Origin of the sequence: Tenacibaculum skagerrakense, from assembly GCF_004345825.1 — a bacterium.
Classification (GTDB): domain Bacteria; phylum Bacteroidota; class Bacteroidia; order Flavobacteriales; family Flavobacteriaceae; genus Polaribacter; species Polaribacter skagerrakensis.
The window spans coordinates 60,882-80,806 of record NZ_SLXM01000009.1 but is presented as its reverse complement, the minus strand read 5'-3'; the positions used below and the strand labels follow the sequence as shown (position 1 = coordinate 80,806).

General features: G+C 31.1%; 14 protein-coding genes. 6 read left to right on the top strand and 8 right to left on the bottom strand.

Annotated features, from left to right (window positions below):
• Positions 1 to 19: 19 nt before the first annotated feature.
• Both EV195_RS14030 and dnaX read left to right on the top strand, forming a co-directional pair.
• Complete coding sequence (locus tag EV195_RS14030; RefSeq protein ID WP_132795598.1) at positions 20 to 928, top strand: DUF6607 family protein; 909 nt, start codon at positions 20 to 22, stop codon at positions 926 to 928.
• 128 nt (positions 929 to 1,056) lie between these two features.
• Positions 1,057 to 2,760, top strand: a complete 1,704-nt coding sequence (gene dnaX, locus EV195_RS14025) for a DNA polymerase III subunit gamma/tau (protein WP_132795597.1) — start codon at positions 1,057 to 1,059, stop codon at positions 2,758 to 2,760.
• Here dnaX and EV195_RS14020 read toward each other — a convergent pair whose 3' ends face one another.
• The 6 genes from EV195_RS14020 to EV195_RS13995 form a co-directional block, all read right to left on the bottom strand.
• Positions 2,761 to 3,042 carry a hypothetical protein gene (locus tag EV195_RS14020; protein ID WP_132795596.1) on the bottom strand — a complete coding sequence of 94 codons (282 nt, stop codon included), beginning with the start codon at positions 3,040 to 3,042 and terminating at the stop codon, positions 2,761 to 2,763.
• A gap of 94 nt (positions 3,043 to 3,136) precedes the next feature.
• Positions 3,137 to 4,951 carry a cation:proton antiporter gene (locus EV195_RS14015; RefSeq protein WP_132795595.1) on the bottom strand — a complete coding sequence of 605 codons (1,815 nt, stop codon included), beginning with the start codon at positions 4,949 to 4,951 and terminating at the stop codon, positions 3,137 to 3,139.
• Between the two features lie 66 nt (positions 4,952 to 5,017).
• The gene (gene pbpC / locus EV195_RS14010; protein ID WP_243693130.1) at positions 5,018 to 7,297 is read right to left on the bottom strand and encodes a penicillin-binding protein 1C; all 2,280 of its coding nucleotides are present in this window, start codon (positions 7,295 to 7,297) and stop codon (positions 5,018 to 5,020) included.
• Positions 7,298 to 7,435: 138 nt separating this feature from the next.
• Positions 7,436 to 8,098 carry a hypothetical protein gene (locus tag EV195_RS14005; protein ID WP_132795593.1) on the bottom strand — a complete coding sequence of 221 codons (663 nt, stop codon included), beginning with the start codon at positions 8,096 to 8,098 and terminating at the stop codon, positions 7,436 to 7,438.
• A 61-nt stretch (positions 8,099 to 8,159) separates the two neighbouring features.
• Positions 8,160 to 9,299: a metallophosphoesterase family protein gene (locus tag EV195_RS14000; RefSeq protein ID WP_132795592.1), complete on the bottom strand. Its 1,140-nt coding sequence runs from the start codon at positions 9,297 to 9,299 to the stop codon at positions 8,160 to 8,162.
• 187 nt (positions 9,300 to 9,486) lie between these two features.
• A complete protein-coding gene (locus tag EV195_RS13995; RefSeq protein ID WP_132795591.1) occupies positions 9,487 to 15,000 on the bottom strand; it encodes an alpha-2-macroglobulin family protein in 5,514 nt (1,837 codons plus the stop codon).
• 250 nt (positions 15,001 to 15,250) lie between these two features.
• Here EV195_RS13995 and miaE point away from each other — a divergent pair, with 250 nt between their 5' ends.
• The 3 genes from miaE to EV195_RS13980 all read left to right on the top strand — a co-directional run bounded on the left by miaE (position 15,251) and on the right by EV195_RS13980 (position 16,886).
• Positions 15,251 to 15,832, top strand: a complete 582-nt coding sequence (gene miaE, locus EV195_RS13990; protein ID WP_132795590.1) for a tRNA-(ms[2]io[6]A)-hydroxylase — start codon at positions 15,251 to 15,253, stop codon at positions 15,830 to 15,832.
• 125 nt (positions 15,833 to 15,957) lie between these two features.
• Positions 15,958 to 16,395: a DUF4268 domain-containing protein gene (locus EV195_RS13985; protein WP_132795589.1), complete on the top strand. Its 438-nt coding sequence runs from the start codon at positions 15,958 to 15,960 to the stop codon at positions 16,393 to 16,395.
• A gap of 11 nt (positions 16,396 to 16,406) precedes the next feature.
• A complete protein-coding gene (locus EV195_RS13980) occupies positions 16,407 to 16,886 on the top strand; it encodes a CAP domain-containing protein (RefSeq protein ID WP_132795588.1) in 480 nt (159 codons plus the stop codon).
• A gap of 3 nt (positions 16,887 to 16,889) precedes the next feature.
• On the opposite strand, the gene EV195_RS13975 is transcribed toward EV195_RS13980, so the two are convergent.
• Together EV195_RS13975 and EV195_RS13970 are read right to left on the bottom strand one after the other, a co-directional pair.
• Positions 16,890 to 17,837 (bottom strand): C1 family peptidase, encoded by a 948-nt coding sequence (locus EV195_RS13975; RefSeq protein ID WP_132795587.1) that lies wholly within the window; start codon positions 17,835 to 17,837, stop codon positions 16,890 to 16,892.
• Between the two features lie 101 nt (positions 17,838 to 17,938).
• The gene (locus tag EV195_RS13970) at positions 17,939 to 18,274 is read right to left on the bottom strand and encodes a DUF4870 domain-containing protein (protein ID WP_132795586.1); all 336 of its coding nucleotides are present in this window, start codon (positions 18,272 to 18,274) and stop codon (positions 17,939 to 17,941) included.
• Positions 18,275 to 18,456: 182 nt separating this feature from the next.
• Between EV195_RS13970 and mnmE the strand changes: the two genes are divergently transcribed.
• Complete coding sequence (mnmE, locus tag EV195_RS13965) at positions 18,457 to 19,854, top strand: tRNA uridine-5-carboxymethylaminomethyl(34) synthesis GTPase MnmE (RefSeq protein WP_132795585.1); 1,398 nt, start codon at positions 18,457 to 18,459, stop codon at positions 19,852 to 19,854.
• The last annotated feature ends 71 nt before the right edge of the window (positions 19,855 to 19,925 follow it).

Here is a 19,925-nt window from a genome sequence, read left to right as displayed (position 1 = left end):
TAATTTTAAAAACATAGAAATGAAAAAACTAGGATTAGCACTAACAATCACGCTATCATTACTTTACTCTGGTAATGCTCAAAAAAACAAAAAACAACAGGATATTAAGGCTATTAAAGCAATGAGCGGATGCTTTAAAGTTGGGTTCAACTTTACCGAAACATTTAACTATTCAACTGATAGCTTATACAAACCATCAGCAGTTAAACACGATAAAGCGTTAGAATGGGTGGAAGTAATTACGGATAAAAACAACAAGATTCAATTACAACACTTACTTATTGTCGGACCAAAATCGAAACCACATATTGTTAAGCATTGGAGACAAGATTGGTTGTATGAAAATCAAGACCTGTTTATGTTCAATAAAGGAACACATTGGAAATATGTTGAACTTCCAAAAGAATCTGTAGAAGGTCAATGGACACAAAAAGTTTATCAAGTAGATGATAGTCCAAGATATGAAGGTACGGCAACTTGGGTTCATGTTGATGGGAAAAGCTATTGGGAAAATGGAACAGATGCTCCTTTAGCAAGACGTGAACATACGAAACGTTCTGACTACAATGTAATGCACAGACGTAATCGTCATGAAATCACAAAAACTGGTTGGGTACATAATCAAGATAATGACAAAATCATTAGAGAAGACAACAAAGAAGATTTCATTTTAGCACAAGAAAAAGGGTATAATACGTATGAAAAAGTAGCTGATAATGAATGTGAAGCTGCTCAAAAATGGTGGAAAGAAAACAAAGATTTGTGGAAAAAAATCAGAAAAAAATGGGATACAACTTTTGATATGAAAAAAGATATTACCCTACAACCTAAAGTAAATGACAAAAAATTATTCTCTCATTTATTCGCTTTAAAAGCAGATGCTTCAAAGAAAGAAATCAATACTATAATTGATAAATTTCTAAATTAATGTCCTTAATTTGTGTTGTTTTAAATCTCACTTTTAATTACTTAGAAGTGGGATTTTTTATTGTTCACAACTTTGTTTGTCAATACTAGTTGGGTTTGCTACTTTTGTTTTAGAATTTAAGAGTAGTAATGGAACACTTTATAGTATCTGCACGTAAATATCGCCCTCAAAATTTTGAGGATGTTGTTGGGCAACAAGCCATAACAAATACGTTAGAAAATGCTATAAAAAATAATCATTTAGCGCAAGCTCTTTTATTTACTGGTCCACGTGGTGTAGGAAAAACTTCATGTGCTCGAATTTTAGCAAAACGTATTAACCAAGAAAGTTCGGATAATACTACCGAAGAAGATTTTGCTTTTAATATTTTTGAACTCGATGCTGCCTCTAATAACTCTGTAGATGATATTAGAAATTTAACAGACCAAGTTCGTATACCACCTCAAACTGGTAAATACAAAGTTTATATAATTGATGAGGTTCATATGCTTTCCCAAGCAGCTTTTAATGCTTTCTTAAAAACATTAGAAGAACCACCAACACATGCTATTTTCATATTAGCAACCACAGAAAAGCATAAAATTATTCCAACGATTTTATCTCGTTGCCAGATTTTTGATTTTAAACGTATTGGTGTATTAGACGCTAAAAACTACTTAAAGATAATTTGCGAACGAGAAAACATTACTGCAGAAGATGATGCATTACACATTATTGCTCAAAAAGCTGATGGTGCAATGCGTGACGCTTTATCTATTTTTGATAGAGTAGTAAGTTTTTCAGGAAACAATTTAACTCGTGAAGCTGTAACTCAAAATCTAAATGTATTAGATTATGAGGTATATTTTAATATGACGGATTTATTATTGGAAAATAAGATTCCAGAAGTATTAATGGCTTATAATGATGTTTTATCAAAAGGATTTGAAGGACAACATTTTATTAGCGGACTAGCATCACACTTTAGAGATTTATTGGTTGCTAAAGATACTGCTACTATTAGTTTACTAGAAGTCGGCGATACTGTTAAGAAAAAATATCTAGAACAAGCAGCAAAAGCTTCTATGGCTTTTTTATTACCTGCCATTGATAAGACAAACGATTGTGACTTAAAATACAAATCAAGTAAAAATCAACGTTTGTTAGTTGAATTATGTCTTATGCAAGTAGCCTCTATCAATTTTGATGGAGAAAAAAAAAAATCTAGCAACTTCATAATTCCAGCGACCTTTTTTACCTCTTTATCACCAAGTGTAAAAAAAGTTCAAAAAGAAGTTACACCAACCACTAAAGTAACAACTACTACAGCTACATCAGAAGCTCCTAAACCAATAGTTACTGAAGTAAAGAAACCTTCTATTAAAAATGTTAAGAGAAGAACCTCTGCGCTATCTTTAAAGAGTTTACAAGAAAAAAGAGAGGTTAAAGTAATTAGCGATGAAGAAGAAAACTTCGACAATCATCCTAAAACTCCTTTTACAGAAGAACAATTAAAGGAAGCATGGAAAAAATACTACTTTAAACTTCAAGAACTTGGCGAGAAAAATATCGCATCGATATTATTGGCCGGACAGCCATCATTAAAAGCAAATTTTGAAATTTTAGTCAACCTTCCAAATAATCTGATGAAAAGCCAGTTAGAAAAAGGGAGACCTGGATTACTTAAGTTTTTAAGAGAACGATTAAACAATTATGGTATCGCTGTTACTATTAATGTTAGTGAAACCATAGAAAAGAAGTTTGCTTATACTCCTCATGAGAAATATGAAAAACTAAAGGAAAAGAATCCTCTTTTAGAAAAGTTAAAAAATACTTTTGGGTTAGATATCTAATTAAACTGCGGTGCTCAAAGATCTTTTATGCGCTAACCAAGAATTAACTCCTCCTAATTCTTTTGCTTCATAAAAATTGTCTTCTTTAGAAATACAATGATTCGTTGAATTTGAATTATCTACCTTAATAAATCTATAAATAACCAATTTTAATATCGATTCTTTAACATCATCGTAAGTAACTTCTTTAGCTGTATATTTATTTATCACCGAAGTAATAAAGTGATTAATATTACTAAACTTTGTATTCCCTAATAATTCTTGAAAAACTATCTCTTCCATAAATAACATCTTTTATATAAATCAAAGCTAGTTTATAGCCTTTCAATAAAAAATGTATTTACTGCACTTGAAAATGTGGATTTCCGAAATTATATTATGCAACTTCTTCCCCAACATAAACAATAACATCATTCTCTTTTATATCCTGATCTTCTACCTCAGCTAGAATTTTAATCTGAGAATTTGATTTTAGGAATAAAGGAATTGCTTTGTCATGCTTTGTTATTACAGCCACTTTTTCTTGGAAATCTTTAGATGATGTAACCTTTAATTCGTTAATCTTAGGATAATCTCTAATGGTCTCTGTTAAATTGATGAAATCATCATTTTGAGTGAATAATGTATCAGAGTTTTCAGGTTTCTTTGAAGTTACTTCTCTTGAGGTAGCCAGTCTATACGCTCCCATTTCTCCAAAAATACTTGAAAAACGTTCTAACGCATATTTATTAATTACATCACTACCTGTCATTGCAATTAAGTATCCAACATCATTTAGCTCGACATTACTATCAATATTATCATTATAGATATCAATATTAAATGCCTCAATTCCCATTTCTTTCGCATCATTAACATAATCTTTATTGCTATCTAATAAAATAACTCTTCTGTTATTGTCAATTAAAAACTTAGCGATTAATCTAGCTGAATGAGATGCTCCAACAAACACGATAGCTTCCGATTTTTTTAAGAAAACACCTATCATTTTAGCAAACATTCTAGCTGTTGTTGCATTTAGCAAAACAGTACCTAACACAATGATAAAAACTAACGGAGTTATGTACTGTGCTCCTTCTATTCCTTGTTTCATTAATTTAGTTCCAAATAGAGAAGCAATACCTGCCGCCACAATTCCCCTTGGCCCAACCCAACTAATAAATAGTTTTTCATTAAGCTTTAAGGTTGAATTATGTGTACTTATAAAAACTCCTAATGGACGAACTACAAATACTACTAGCGCAAATAAAACAATAGTTTTCCAATTAAAAATTAGCTCTAGTTCAGACATATTCATGTTGGCTGCCAACAAAATGAATAAAATTGATATTAATAAAACAGTAAGAGATTCTTTGAAATATAATAACTCATCGAAACTTTTAAGTTTACTATTCGCTATAACCATTCCCATAACTACCACTGCTAATAAACCAGATTCATGAGCTAATAAATCAGATAATACAAAAACCAATAATACTATTGATAAAGAAACTACATTTAATAAATAATGAGGAACGAACTTTCTATTGACAAAGAATATTAAAGCTCTAGCAAAAATAAATCCTAATGATGTTCCAAATAATACAATCTTAAAAAACTCAGTTAATACAGTTTGTGTAAAACCACCTTCTCCTCCAACACTAATAAATTCAAAAACTAAAACGGCTACTAAAGCACCTATAGGATCAATTAAAATTCCTTCCCACTTTAAAACCGCTGCAACATCTTTCTTTAACGGAATATTTCTTAAAATTGGTGATATTACTGTAGGCCCAGTAACAATGATTAATGATGCGAATAAAAGTGATAAATTCCAACCTAAATCAAAAAGGTAATGCGCAGAAATAGCACCCAAGAAAAAGGTAACTACAGAACCTAACGTAATTAGCTTCGTAATAACAGGCCCAACATTGTTTATTTCACTAATTTTTAATGTTAAACCTCCTTCGAAAAGTATGATACTAATCGCTAAGGAAACAAAATAAAACAGGCCTTCTCCAGGAAACAAACCTTTTTCCCCATTCCAAATAGGTTCAATCCATTTACTTCCATTTTCACTAAGGTACTCAGCAGCAATAGGTCCCACTAATAATCCTATTAAAATAAGTGGTAAAATAGCTGGAATTTTTAATTTCCAAGCTACCCATTGTGCTAAAATTCCTAATATAATTATACCTGCTAGTTCTAACATCTTTAAAAATTAATAACTGTAAATGTAGAGCTTTTATTCTAAATAAAAATCAAATAATAGAGTGGTTTAATGAATAATTAACTTCCTTTTTTGTTCATTCCCTAAATCATCAATAACCGTTATTATATGCTCTCCATTAGCAGGTTTTATTGGTACCTCATGATAATCAGTAGTTTGCTGAATAAACTGATTATCTATATACCAATAGATTTTAGCATCTGGTTTAGCATGAGTTAATTTTAAGATGATAGGATTCAATTCTCCATCAGTTCCTTTTGTTAAAGACAACTTAGTTTTATATTTTACTGGGAAAATAAAATCAATTACTCTTTTTTCCGAAGTATTACATCCTTCTAAAAATTCTGGAAGCTCTGTGTAGTCTGAATTTTTTTGCTTGTAAAAATAAGCCATTAAAGGAGGTAGAACGAACTCAACTTTAGTTTTTATCTGATTCGTAGGAAAGCAATTAGAATTTACTCTGTAGGTTTCTGTATTGTCTAAATGTACTTCTAAATGATAAGGACAAGATGCAGCTCTCACTCCATTTTTTGGGATCCTTTTCATAACTTTATTACAAATAGGTAAGGCAAGATAACCACTTTCTGTACAAATATTTTCTTCTATTAAATCTTCATAAGGCTCTAAAAACCATTTAGATTTTGGTAACACATCAAAAACTTTAAAAAGTAATGGAGCAGCACTTCCTATACCAGTAACATCTGGTCTTCCTTCCCCATCGGAATTACCAACCCAAACTCCCACAACATATTTTGAAGTTGTGCCTATAGCCCAAGCATCTTTATTACCAAAACTTGTTCCTGTTTTCCAAGCTATTTTTTGAGAAGAATCATAATATTTCCATGCCTGATCAGATAAAGGTCTGTTTACTTCTGTTAATGTATTTAATGTTAGATATGCAGCACCTGCATCTATTTTAGTGGAATTACTTTGTACTTTACCAAAATCAACTTTACTATTTAATAAATAACTAGGTTCCTGAAATTCATTAGTGTAGTAATTGTGTTTTAATGTCTCATAATGATTCACGGTTCCAGCATAACCCGCAAACACTTTACATAAATCCCATAGGCTTGCTTCTCCTCCACCTAAAACTAATGACAATCCATAATAATCGGCAGATTGGTTAATGTCTTTAATACCATAATCCTTCAAATCTGCTAAAAACTTTTGTAAACCATATTGTCGTAATAACCTAACGGCAGGTATGTTCAACGATCGAGTTAATGCTTCATTTGCTGGAACAGCACCGTCATATCGTAAATCAAAATTCTTTGGAATATACCCAGCAATATCCGTAGGTACATCTTTAACCAGTTGAGTTGGCAACAAATCTCCCGACTGAAGCATGTGTGCGTATAAAAAAGGCTTTAAAGTACTTCCTGTACTTCTTGGCGCTATAACATTATTTACATCTTTTTGATGCTTTGTATCGGTTGGAGAATTCCCTACATACGCAACAACTTTTCTTGTTTCTACATCCAAAACCAACACTGCTAAATTATGAACTTCGTTCTGTCTTAGTAATTGATAATGTTCCTTCGAAAGATTGTTAACTTGCTTTTGAAAGAATTTATCAATTGAACTTATAATTCTTTTTCCTTCATGTTCTTTTTTTACTTCTTGAAGAAAATGTTGCGTTAACGTTGGTAATTGATAAGGTTTCTGAGGCAATTCCTCCTCCATGGCCAAAACATAGGTTATACTATCAATAATTGCTTCTCGATACAATTTTTCAAGTAATCGATTACGCTTATCTTTTAGCTTAATCTGATTTTTACCGGGATAAATTAAAGAAGGTGCATTCGGTAAAACCGCTAATGTTGCACTTTCTGCCCAAGATAATTGTTCTGGTCGTAAACCATAATATCTCCAAGCAGCCATTTCTAAACCAACTACATTACCTCCGAAAGGCGCATGAGAACTGTATAGGTTTAATATTTTTTCTTTAGAATGTCTAAACTCTAACCGTGTCGCTAAAATGAGTTCTTTAAGTTTCTCTGTGTAGGTTCGATCTTTATTTTTCCTAGAAAGTCTAATGACCTGTTGCGTAATAGTGCTTCCTCCTCTAACTATTCTTTTTGCTCTTCTATTTTCAAAAAAAGCCTTACCAATTGAAATAGGATTAAACCCAAAGTGCTTATAAAAATGAGCATCTTCAAATTGGAGAATACAGTGTTTAAATTTATAAGGAACAGAATCTAATTCTGGAAATCTCCATTGACCATCACTGGCTATTGTAGCACCTAATAATTCATTATTTTTTGATAATAGTACTGTTGAAGTTGGTTCATTAAATAACTTCTTTGGTAATGAAAAAAAATACATCAAAAACAATATCAGAAAAATACTTAGCCTTTTCCATCGCTTTAATAAAAAATGTTTGATTTTTATCATTTACCAATTTTATCTAAACAAAACACTCGAATAAATCTACTAACATTTTTTCAACTATCAATGTTTCGTTTAGTATTTGGTATAGGTTACTTTACCCGATTTTAAATAATTAACAATGTGCTGAATAGAACGTGTTTTAGCTTTCATAAATGTGTTAGTGAAATCAAACAAGAACACCGAACTCTCACCAGTTGTTACAAATTGTAAAATTCTTTTTTGTTCTTTAACATCATATAAAATTACTTCGGCATTCAGAATACAGTACTCAACTGAACTGTGAGTTCCTACTCCATGTGGACCAACAGCTGGATTATAAGTAGTTTCAACTCGATTGGTAATTTCAAAATTTGAAAAACTTAGAATATAATCGGTTTCGGCATTGGTAAATACTTCATCTAACACTTCTTTATCTGCGTTAATTCCTTTGTTAAGCTCGTCTAAGATAGGATGCACTTCAATTACATATTCTGCAAACAAATTCGTATTGATAGCTTCTGTAATAAATTCATTTATATAAGAATCCACAAATAAACTATCTGTTGCGAAGTTTTTTTCAAAAGTATTGATAAAATTATTTGCTCTGATATTTTCAAAACCAGTTACTAAAACAGTTTTATTTTGAAAGTTTTCGAAGTTACCTTCTTTGACAACTCTATTGATATAATCTTTTTTAACAATACAAGAAGTAAAAGATAGTAAAGCAATAGCGAACCAAAGTAAATTCTTTTTCATAATAGCGATATAATAAAATTCAGGAGCAAATGTACTAAAGTTAATTTACTCCTGAACTGTTTTAATTTGAATATGGATTTGCATTTGCAGTCCACGTTAAAATTGTTTGATCTCTTATCGTAGTTGGACTATTTGGGACAGGTGCGTAATAAGGATTCCCTTGATCAAATCCCATGGCTGTTAAATGAATTTCGCCCGAACTCATAACGTCAATTTTGGTGTAACCAAAAAAGGGAGCCTCACCAGGACTACCTGCGTTTCCTGCAATAACTTGATACGTTTTATCACCTTCTGGTTGCATTCTTTGATAATCATGCTTGTGTGCAGAAAGCATAGCAATTACATTATTCTCTCTTAATTTTGGCCATAATGTTGGGCCTTCTGGAAATCCTTCATGCCCTGTTTTTGGTGTAATTATTCCATTTTCAGAAATATAATAAGGTTTATGACCTAAAACGAAAATATGTTCAATCGATGCATCGTTTTTATACTCTTCCACTTTATTAATAATCCAATTTGTTGGAATTTGTCCTTCCAGACCGTACGGATTAACTTTCGAAGGAGCATTATAAGTATCTGTATTCATTAAAATAAACCCAATATTCTTTCTAGTAAAAGCAAAAGTCATTTGGTTATTAATGCTATCATTACCAGTAACAATGTCTCTATCTTTTGGCATAAATTCGGTCATATGATTCATCCATATTTGAGTAGCTCCTTTAAGCGGCCATTCATCATGACCTTTAACACCGTAATCTGCCCAGTATAGCATTTCATGATTTCCAGGAACTGCAACAGTTTCAATTCCTGAGGTACTTATAGCACTAAAACTTGTGTCATTATATAAATTAACCCAATCTTTTAACTGACTGTCTAATTTTGTTGTGGTACTTTCCCCTAAGACCATATCGCCTAAAAAGAAAAACAAATCTGGCTTTTGATCTAGACTAGCTACTTCGTTCCATATTCTTTTCATGGCATATAAATTAGCAGTAGATCCATTTGTTGCTGTAGTATCATATTCTTGATGCCTATCCACTCTATTACAACCTAAAAAGACAAAGCTGTATTCAATAGAATCCTTTGAAAAGGATGTCAGCTCTTTGGTAAATGATTTAGTTTCTTCTTTTTCTTTTTTCTCTGTTTTACAGGCAACAATACAACATACAGCTAGTAATAAAATTAAATGTTTGATTTTCATGGTTAGTTAATTTGATTAGTTATTGAACTTAATAATGTAAATATTGTATTTTTTTCAATTTGTTGTACTTAAAAATGTTATGAGTGTATTAAAATTCGTTATGAACTAGCCTATACTTAGAAAGTTTGAAAAACAAAAAACGCTCAGCAGAAAATACTGAGCGTTTAAATATTGATAAAAATATAACTTACTTAGTTACTTTAATCCATTGTCCTTGAGTTCTTGCTAAATAATCATTATCATACATAGCTTCTCCTTGCACTCCTGGTAAATAGTAATCTCCTAAATAAGATGCATTTAATAACACTTTAAATGTTTTTGACTGGTATTTGTTTAATGTGAAATAATTACTCACACTTGCATCTCTAATATCTGTATAATCTACACTATCAGAATTTGTACTGTTACCAAAATCGGTAAAACGTGTATTGATAATTTCCCATCCAGAAGGTAAATATTGCGTTAATGCTATATTCTCTACTTTTTCTTCGGTAGTATTTTTAATGGTTATTTGTGCTACAAAATTAGTTCCTTGTGATAAACTTGAAACATCTAAACTACCTCCTTCTTTAGTTTTATAAACTACAGAAATATCTAAGTTCTTTTGCACTACTTTTTCCTGACCTACAGGCAAAATTCCTTTGTTATACAAACGCACATATAGTACACCTTTTGAAGTATTACTAATCTTAAATGAGTTTTGATTTTTAATACCTTCTAAATCAGCAAGAACCATTGATTTTGCTGATGTTATTCCTTTGGTTGCTCCATTGAACGTATAATCTGCTGTTATACCACTATTAGCTCCATTCTTTAAAGCATACTGTGACATTGCTAATAAACTGTATGAAGTAGTTTGTGTACTCATCCATCTTGAGCTAGATAAGCTTTCTGCTATTTCTTTTGCCAATTTAATCGCCTTAACATCATCTCCTACCAATATATACGTTTCAAGAGCCATTGCCTTATTTCTTACTTCAGAACCATAGTAATAATAGTATCTTCTTTGGTAGGTTTCTTCTGATAATGTATTTAAAATAGATTTGGCAATAGAAGCTTTTCCTATAACTGCATAGGCTGCTGCTAATCTACGTTTCGATTCATTAGATATTTCTTTAGTTTCTCTTAATCGGTTCATAGAAGCTAAATCTGGACTATTAGCTAAACTTAATGAATACAAACGGTAGGCTTGAGCTAAATCGTTTTTGTAATACCTATCTGAAGTATATCTCCAATTTCTTGCTGTATTCTTTTGATAATTTATCCATTTTGATTTAAAACCAATTGGTAACACATAACCTTTTTTAGAAGCTTCCATTAAAAAATGTCCTGCATAAGAAGTTCCCCAATCATCAGAATAAGAAGATCCTGGCCAATAGGATAATCCACCATCTGCTCTTTGAAAACTAGATAATCTTTGAATAGCTGCTTTTACATTTCTATCCATTGATTGTTGTTTCTCTGCAGGTAAATCAAATATATCATTTAAGTACAATTGCGGGAACGCTCCTGAAGTAGTTTGTTCTACACATCCGTGTGGATAACGAATTAAATACTCTAAACGATCTGTAAAATTCATTGGAGGTAATGTTGAAAGTTCAATACTCGCTGCATTGGTTCCTTTCGTACCAAAAGTTGCAAAATCAATGGTGTTTTGCTCGTTAGACTTCAATACTAATTCTTTTACTTCTGTAGTAACTGGATTCGGATTTAAAACATCGATTTCAACTTCATAAAATGCTTTTTCAGAACCAGAACTTGCTTCTACTCTTACCTTACCAATTCCTTTAAAATCTTTAACTTTTAATGTAAAGTAAGCCATCTTTTCATCAGGCTGATTAAATGTTACGTTTTGAACACTTTCACCTACAATTTCATAGGCTTCATTTTGCTTCACCTCTACTTTAACATTCTTCACCTCTGGTTTCATTGCAAAAACAGTTACAGGCAACGTAACAGTTTCTTGAGGTGTAATTTTTCTTGGTAATGAAGCTAGTACCATTACTGGCTTTCTAACAAATGCTGTTTTTTCATCATTTCCATAAGCCTCATTATTACTATCAGATGCCACTACCATAGCTCTAACAGAACCAATGTAATTAGGTATTTTAATACTATGTGTCTTTACTTCACCTGAACCTAATTGAAACGGGCCTAAGAAAGTTACCATTGGTTTAAAACGGTTCGCCTTTTTGTTTTTACTTCCAGCCTCAGCTTCATCTCCTCCGATACTTAGTATTTGATTTACTTTTCCTCCGTAAGCTCCAATGATATCATCAAAAATATCCCACGTTTGAACACCTAGAGATTGTTTTGCATAAAAAGTATACCATGGATTTGGAGTATTGAATCTTGTTAAGTCTAATAAACCTTCATCTACAATCGCAACTGTATAGGTCATCGGTTTAGAATTTACCTCTTTTACTCTAAATGTTGCTGTACTTTCTGGTTTTAATTCATCTGCTAACTGAATTTGAGGTTCTAATTTAGTTTTTGGATCGTTTACCGATATTGGTATAGAACCATACATTCTAATTGGCAAATCGTTTTCTGTTTGTGCATGTTTTTGCAACAATGAAATATTCACAAATATGTTTGGTGCATACGTATCTAGAATCGGAAATGCAAAGTCCGTTTGCTTGTCTTTTGTATCCACCCAAAAATAATCTAATACTTCTGTTCCGTTTTCAACTGTAATTAATGCTCTTCCTCCTTCTGATGAAGGGAATTTAATGGTTGCCTTTTCATTTACATTATAAGCATCTTTATCACTTGAAAAAACAAGCATCGTAGCATTGGTTTTATCTTGACTTCCTCTTTTCTTTCCATACCAAGACGGCCAATCAAAATAAATTACAGAAGATGTAACGTGATTACTTTTGATATCCCTTACCTTTATTAAATATCTTCCCCAATCGTTCTTATCTATCTTTAAGTTGAAAGAACCTTTACCAGAAGCATTTGTAGGTACTTGTTTTGTTATATATGGAGTATGAGAAGTTGAACCATCATAATAAGACAATCCATTTTCAGAAGAATTCCACCACCATCTCCAACTTAACTTATATACTTTAACTTCTAACTTATTTGCCAATCCTTTTCCTTCCTCAGTTACAGATGCTACATTAAATGTATAATCCTGATCTGTAAATAAATAGTTTTTAGATTGCTGCTCCTCTGCTTTATTTAAACCAGCATAAGAAGTATATGGAGAAGCCTTCATACTGAATACATCCGTACTAAAATCTCCGCCATTTTCATACACTTTAGTAATAAAAGTAGCTTTAACCATTCCTGGAACTCTACTACCTAAGTTTGGTTTTTTAGAAAATGAAGTTTTACCTTCATCGTCTAAACTACCTGTCGCAATTGTATTTGTAGTTGTAATAAAGTTACGTGTAACATCATCAAACGTGTAGTTGCCAAAATTTGGGAACTCTGTCTTAGTTTCAGAAAACTTAGACTCTATATCATATTTTAAACCTCTAGCGATAGCTCCATGTAACCATTTAACTTCTATATTACCGTTAATTTCTTCAGACGCTTTTACAACTTCTTTATCAGTGTTGAATTTTATCTTTAAACGGTTAGGTTTAATAGTTTCAATTTTTAAGTTCTTATGAAATTTAGCAGCTCCAACATTAACACGCACATTCCAATTTCCTGTTAAAGCATCTTGCTCTGTTTTTGGAGCATATGTATATACGTTCTGTGCATTTTTGTAGGCCACATACCTATCAATTATTTTACCTTGAGGATTTACCAGTTCAAATTTAATAGGATGCTTTTCTGGAATCGGATTGGCTTTGTCATTCAAAACAAAAGTTAAAAATAGCTGATCACCAGGTCTCCACACTCCTCTTTCACCATAAATATAGCCTTTAATACCTTTTTGAAGTTTTGCTCCAGATACATCGAACTTACTCATTGACAGGGCGTTTCCATCGTTTAACTTTACGTAAGTTGTATTATTTGCATTAGAAACAGCAGCAAAGTAAGCCCCTTTAACTTCATCAAACTCAGCAATACCTTCTGCATTCGATGTGCCTGAGGTGATCACTTGTTTTTGTAAATTAATTAATTCAACTTTTGCACCTCCGATTGGTTGTGCAGTTATAATGTCTGTAACAGCAACAAAAGTCTTATCGTTATTTCCTTTTTTAACAATAACTCCAATATTAGAAGCTAAAATATTGGTGCTAATTTTTGTGTCTCTGTAAAAGGAAGCTTTACAAGGGTCTTTTCTTTCGTTCCAATTATAATCATACTCCTCATCATAGTAATAATCGTCGTAATAAGAATAACTACTAGCCACATCATATTCTCTGGTATCTATTTCCTTTTTCCCATAAATAATAGGAGTATTATTTTCTTCTCCATCACAGGTATAATTCGAATATTCTTTTGAGAAAGATATTTCAACTCGATACATTGCTCCATTTTCAACATCAATTAAATTTGCTAAATCAACAGCAAATGCATTTGGTTGCGTTAAATCTAAGCCTTGATCTGATAAATTAACGGTGTATTTTGCAGTTGGGCGTCCTACATAACGTAAATTTCCATTATTGTTTAAATTATTGTTTTGTAAAAACTGTAATACATTGTTTTTGTATATCTTATAAACTAAAACATCAACTGCTTTTAAGTTAGTTGCTGTAAAGTTGATTTTTAAGTTACTAGAGTTTGGTAAAATAGTACCACTTTTTACAAATTTAGCTTCTGGCTTAAGTTGTGTAAAATATAAACTACGAACTACATTACTTTTTAACGTATATCCTTCGGTATTTTTAATTCCTTTGAAAACTTCTATATCTAACTTCGTTTCTTTAGTACTTGTTGGATATACTGTAACTACATTTCCTTTGATATTGTATGTAAACACTTGTGTTTTAGTATTTACAAATTCAATTAATCCTTTTAAGTTTTGAGACTCTTGTAGTAAATCAGAAAAATGAATTTCAATTCGCTTTTTACCCTGATCAAAAACATCAAAAGATAACACCTTAAAATTAGATTTTCCAGTGATTACAATATCTCTTTCTCCCTTAGAATCCGAATTAATAACCCCACCATCCCATGAAACATTTAACGGTTTATCATTTTCAGAACGTTGTAAACTATCAATTTTAAACTGTACTGTAGCAACATAATCATCGGTAACATCAAACGTAATTTTTTGAGATTGCCCATCATACTTTGATTTTATAATGTCTGAAAGCTTTTTACCATCAATAACATCACTAGCGGTTAATGTTCCTTCAACATAATACCAATCTTTATCATAAATAGAAGGTGATTTCAGTGCAACACTGAAATTCAATTTCTTAGTTTTTAAACGTGTTGTAAATGTTTTTAGCTTCTTTTCAACATTGCTAAATAATTTGTCCAGATGTAAATTAAGCACATACTCTTTGTCGTTTTCTAATTTCTTCTCTGGAATAAAAGACAATATATTGTCCTCTAAAATAACTTTACCTTTAACCTCAGGAGATAATGTAATTACATCGTCTAAGACTTTATCTACATCTACCTTCTTATTCAAATAAAATTTAAGATTTGGAACAACGGAAATTGATCTTTCAGGATAAATACTGATATAACTGCTAAATGCATTTACATCACTTTCAACTTTTTCTTTCTTCTTGCAACTTGTAATTGCCACTAATACAATTAATAGAGCGTAAAATATTTTTTTCATGGTTAAAGGTTTCTTTTTCTATGAGTTAAATACCAAAATTAACAAAATACTCGACAAATAGCCTTTTGTTTTAGTATTTTTCTTTTGTAAAAACTAAATCATACATAACTTTAAAATATCTAATTTAGTTTCACTACAAGAATCAATTCGTTAATCCTTTATTTTTTTTCATTTATTTTGATTAATTTATAAATGAAAAAATTTAAAGTATTTTTGTCCCCTATTTTTACAAAGAGCGTTTAAAAAAATTATGTTAGGATTAAAATTTGACACTGAAACTTCATGGGTTGATGTTGCTAGTAATGGCTTAGAGCAATTATTAACTGACCATGCTTTTGCTGAAATTAAAGCTTCTGGTAATGCTACATCTATTATTATAAATTATTCCGAAGAAACAGAGTTAGTTAAAGATATGAGCGACATTGCCATTGAAGAAATGGAACATTTTAGAATGGTACATGAAGTAATGGTTGAAAGAGGAATGGTTTTAGGGCAAGCTACTAAAAATGATTATGCGCTAAACCTTCAAAAGTTTTTTCCGAAAGTACATGATCGAAATGAAGCACTTGTACATCGATTATTAGTAGCTGCGCTTATTGAAGCAAGAAGTTGTGAGCGCTTCAAGGTTTTTGCTGACAATATGGAGGATGAAAAGTTATCTAAATTCTACACTGACTTAATGATTTCTGAAGCAAATCATTATACTTTATTTTTAGGATATGCTAGAAAATACATGGATAGAGCGATTGTAGATAAAAAATGGAATGACCTATTAGCTTTTGAAGCTGAAATGATGAAAAATAGAGGTACTGTAGCGAAAGTACATGGATAAAAATATAGTTAGCAGTTAGCAGTTAGCAGTTAGCAGTTAGCAGTTAGCAGTTAGCAGTTAGCAGTTAGCAAAAAAAGTAATTTTAACTGAATACTGCTTACTAACCCACCGAATACATACATACAATGTTTAGCAAAGAAGAATCGGCGCGTTTACGAAAAGAATTTTGGACTAGCTTTGGAAAATCTTTTCCAAGAAAATGGTTGTTATACAATACCAAAATAAAGGGGTTTTCTTTTAAATTTCAAGCTGACAGAAAAACGGCTTTTGTTTGTTTAGACTTTGAACATCCAGAAGAAATTGCTAACGAATTGCTTTACGATCAGTTACTATCGTTACGATCGATATTAGAATCGGAGTTTTTACCTGAAGTTATTTTTGACGATAATTATCAATTAGATAGTGGAAAATATATTCGTAGAATCTACGTTTTACATGAGAAAAAATTTAGTATTCACAATAAAGATACTTGGAGAGATTGTTATGAATTCTACGTGGAAACCATGACACAATTTGAGTTGTTTTATTATGAATATGAAGACTTTATAAAACAAGCAATTTAGATCCCCTACTCATGAAACGTTTTTACTCAATTACCATTTTATTGTTTACAATACTTACTACATCTTGTAATTCTGATACTGAAAGTGAAGGAATATTTGATGATAGTAATAACGTTTCTTCCTATGAAAAGGAAATCCTTGAATTGATAAACAATTATAGAAAAGATAAAGGTTTACCGAGTTTGAAATTGTTAGCTATCATTAAAACTCAAACCGACAAACATACTGATTACATGATTGCTAAGGGAGAAATTTCTCATGATAATTTTGGAGCAAGAAGTAATTATCTTCAAACAAATGCTCAAGCGAAAGCAACGGCCGAAAATGTTGCTTCTGGTTATAGCACTGCAACATCTGTAGTTAATGGTTGGTTAAATAGTGATGGACATCGAAAAAACATCGAAGGAAATTACACACATTTTCATTTAACAGCTAAAAAAAGTCCTGTTAACAAATGGTATTACACCAATATTTTTATTCGTAAGGATTAAAATTTATTTCCACCACTTTCTTTTTTTCTTTTTAACAGATTTAATTATAAGTGCTTCTGTAGAAAAAAGCTCATGAAAATCGTAACTAATACGCTCGTAACCTCCAAAGCGCCATGCTGAACCGTACGAATTTTTAATAATAAATCCTTCATTATCATATCCTACAATAACAACCGCATGTCCCATGTATTTATTATCTAAATCAGTAGTTTCCATAACTACTTGATTATTTACAATTTTAGAATTTAAATCTTTACCAAATAACCCTTTTGCTTGTTCATAAGTAACATAATTACCCGTGATGGTTTTTACTTTAAATCCTTGATTTGGAGTAATCGTATTGTATTGTCTAGAAGGGAAACCTTTCCATGCTGGTGCATATAAAACATAAGAAACTGGAATAGCTTTTACGCCATTTTTTAATTGCTGTTTTATATATTCGATGTTCCTCGCCTTTTCTGTATTCAAATATTCATATTGATCTAAATAAACAACCGCCTTATCTTTATAATTCATTATTAAATTAAAAAAACCTATCTCACCTTCATACAAGTACTTTCCAAACTCACTTTCAGTCATGGGCTGCACTTTTTTATAATCTAGTTCATACGGTAAATATTTTTCTTCAATAATTCCATCTTTTAATAAAGAAGGAATATAGAATTCAAGTTTATGACCTCTAGTTATAGCCTTGTTATTATATTGATATCCTTTTTGAAAGGCATATAAATACTTTTCGCTTAAATCTTTAGGAACTCCTGGAAATGTTTCAAAAGCAGCAGCAATAGCAAATGCTGTACATGTATACTTTACTCCTTGATGTTTCACTGGCGACTGCGCATTTATATGTACTACAGGCAACAAGTTACTAACTGTATTTAACTTGTTAATTTGAGAAGTACTTTGGAATATCACAAAAAGAGTAATGAATAAAATTCTATAATCTCTCATAGTTAGCTATTTTTTAATTTTAGTAAATATAGCAAAATCCAAAACCAGAAAAACCCCTTTTAAAAGGGGTTTTTCACTATTTCTAATAAATTAAATTTTATTTAAAAAAATGATATACTAAACGGATAATTTGGCTCTTCTTCATTACTTGCTCTAATCGCATTCATAATAGGAAAGATGAAGTAAAAAATACCTAACACTATAAATCCTAATAATCCTAAACCAAATAATAATATCATTGGTATGCATAACAGTACATATAAGAACATGCTAATTCTAAAGTTCAAAATTGCTTTTCCATGTTCGTCCATACCTTCAATTTCATCTTTTTTTATTGCCCATAAAATTAATGGAACTAAAAACCCGCCTATTCCAGATACTAAATCTAATAATTGGCTTAAATGTGTTATTACAAGTAATTGTTTATCTTTTCGCATTTTTTTAATGATTAGTTACACTTATTAGACTTTTTTTAGCCTGTTTTGTTACAGGAATTAGCAATTTTTATCAAAAAACGAATATAATTTGGCTAAAAAGACGATTTACACGTACGTAACAATAATCACTTTATCACTTTACACTGAAGAACTCTTCATTATATTTGCAAAAAATATTCGATTTGCATACAACCGTTAACGATACTATCATTGCTTTAGCTACTCCATCTGGAGTTGGTGCTATTTCTGTAATTCGCCTTTCAGGGGAAGATGCGATTAAAATTGTGAGTCAGTTTTTTAAATCAGTTCGAAAAAACAAGTCTTTATTAGACCAGAAAACTCATACCGTTCACTTAGGTCATATTATAGAAAATGAACGCATTATTGATGAAGTTTTAGTATCGGTTTTTAAAAATCCAAATTCTTATACTGGAGAAAATGTAGTAGAAATATCTTGTCATGGATCGGTGTTTATTCAACAAGAAATTATACAATTATTCTTACGTAAAGGATGTAGAATGGCAGATAATGGTGAGTTTACCATGCGTGCTTTTTTAAATGGTAAAATGGATTTAAGTCAGGCAGAAGCCGTTGCCGATGTTATTGCTTCTAACTCTGAAGCTTCGCATCAAATGGCAATTCAGCAAATGCGTGGAGGAATTACCAATGAATTAAAAGAGTTACGTGGACAATTATTAGATTTTGCAGCATTAATCGAATTAGAACTAGATTTTTCAGGTGAAGATGTTGAATTTGCGGATAGAACGAAATTTAATGCCTTAGTAGATAAAATATCATCTGTATTAAAACGATTAATCGACAGTTTTGCTTTTGGAAACGCCATGAAAAATGGAATTCCTGTTGCTATTATTGGTGAACCAAATGTTGGTAAATCGACCTTATTAAATGCATTACTAAACGAAGAAAAAGCCATTGTATCTGATATCGCTGGTACAACTCGTGATGCCATTGAAGATGAATTAATTATAGATGGTGTTGCTTTTCGTTTTATTGATACAGCTGGAATTAGAGAGACTGAAGATGTTGTTGAAAGTATTGGTATTCAAAAAGCGTATGAAAAAGCGGATAATGCGCAACTCGTAATTTACTTGTTTGATACTTCAAAGAAAGAAAAACGAGAAAAAATTCAAGAAGAATTGGCAATTGTTCAACAACGATTTGAACATAAACGATTGTTGGTTATTGCAAATAAAATTGATTCTTTATCTGAAGCTGAAATTGAAGCTTTAAAAAATACGATTCCAGATGCTTTATTACTTTCGGCGAAGCAAAAAATTGGTGTAGATACTTTAAAAAACGAGTTAACCTCTTTAGTAAACAAAGGAGCTTTGAGTAATAACGAAACTATCGTTACCAATTCTCGTCACTTTGAAGCATTAAACAATGCTTTAGAAAGTATCAATTCTGTTGCCAACGGAATTGAGCTTGGAATTTCATCTGATTTATTTGCTATTGACATTAGAGAATGTTTACGCCACTTAGGTAATATTACAGGAGAATACGACGTTGACAAAGATATTTTGGGTCATATTTTCTCTAACTTCTGTATTGGGAAGTAAATCTACAAACTTATTACTGAATACTAAGTTCAATAAATGTATTGGGAATAATAACGTTATATAACACTAAA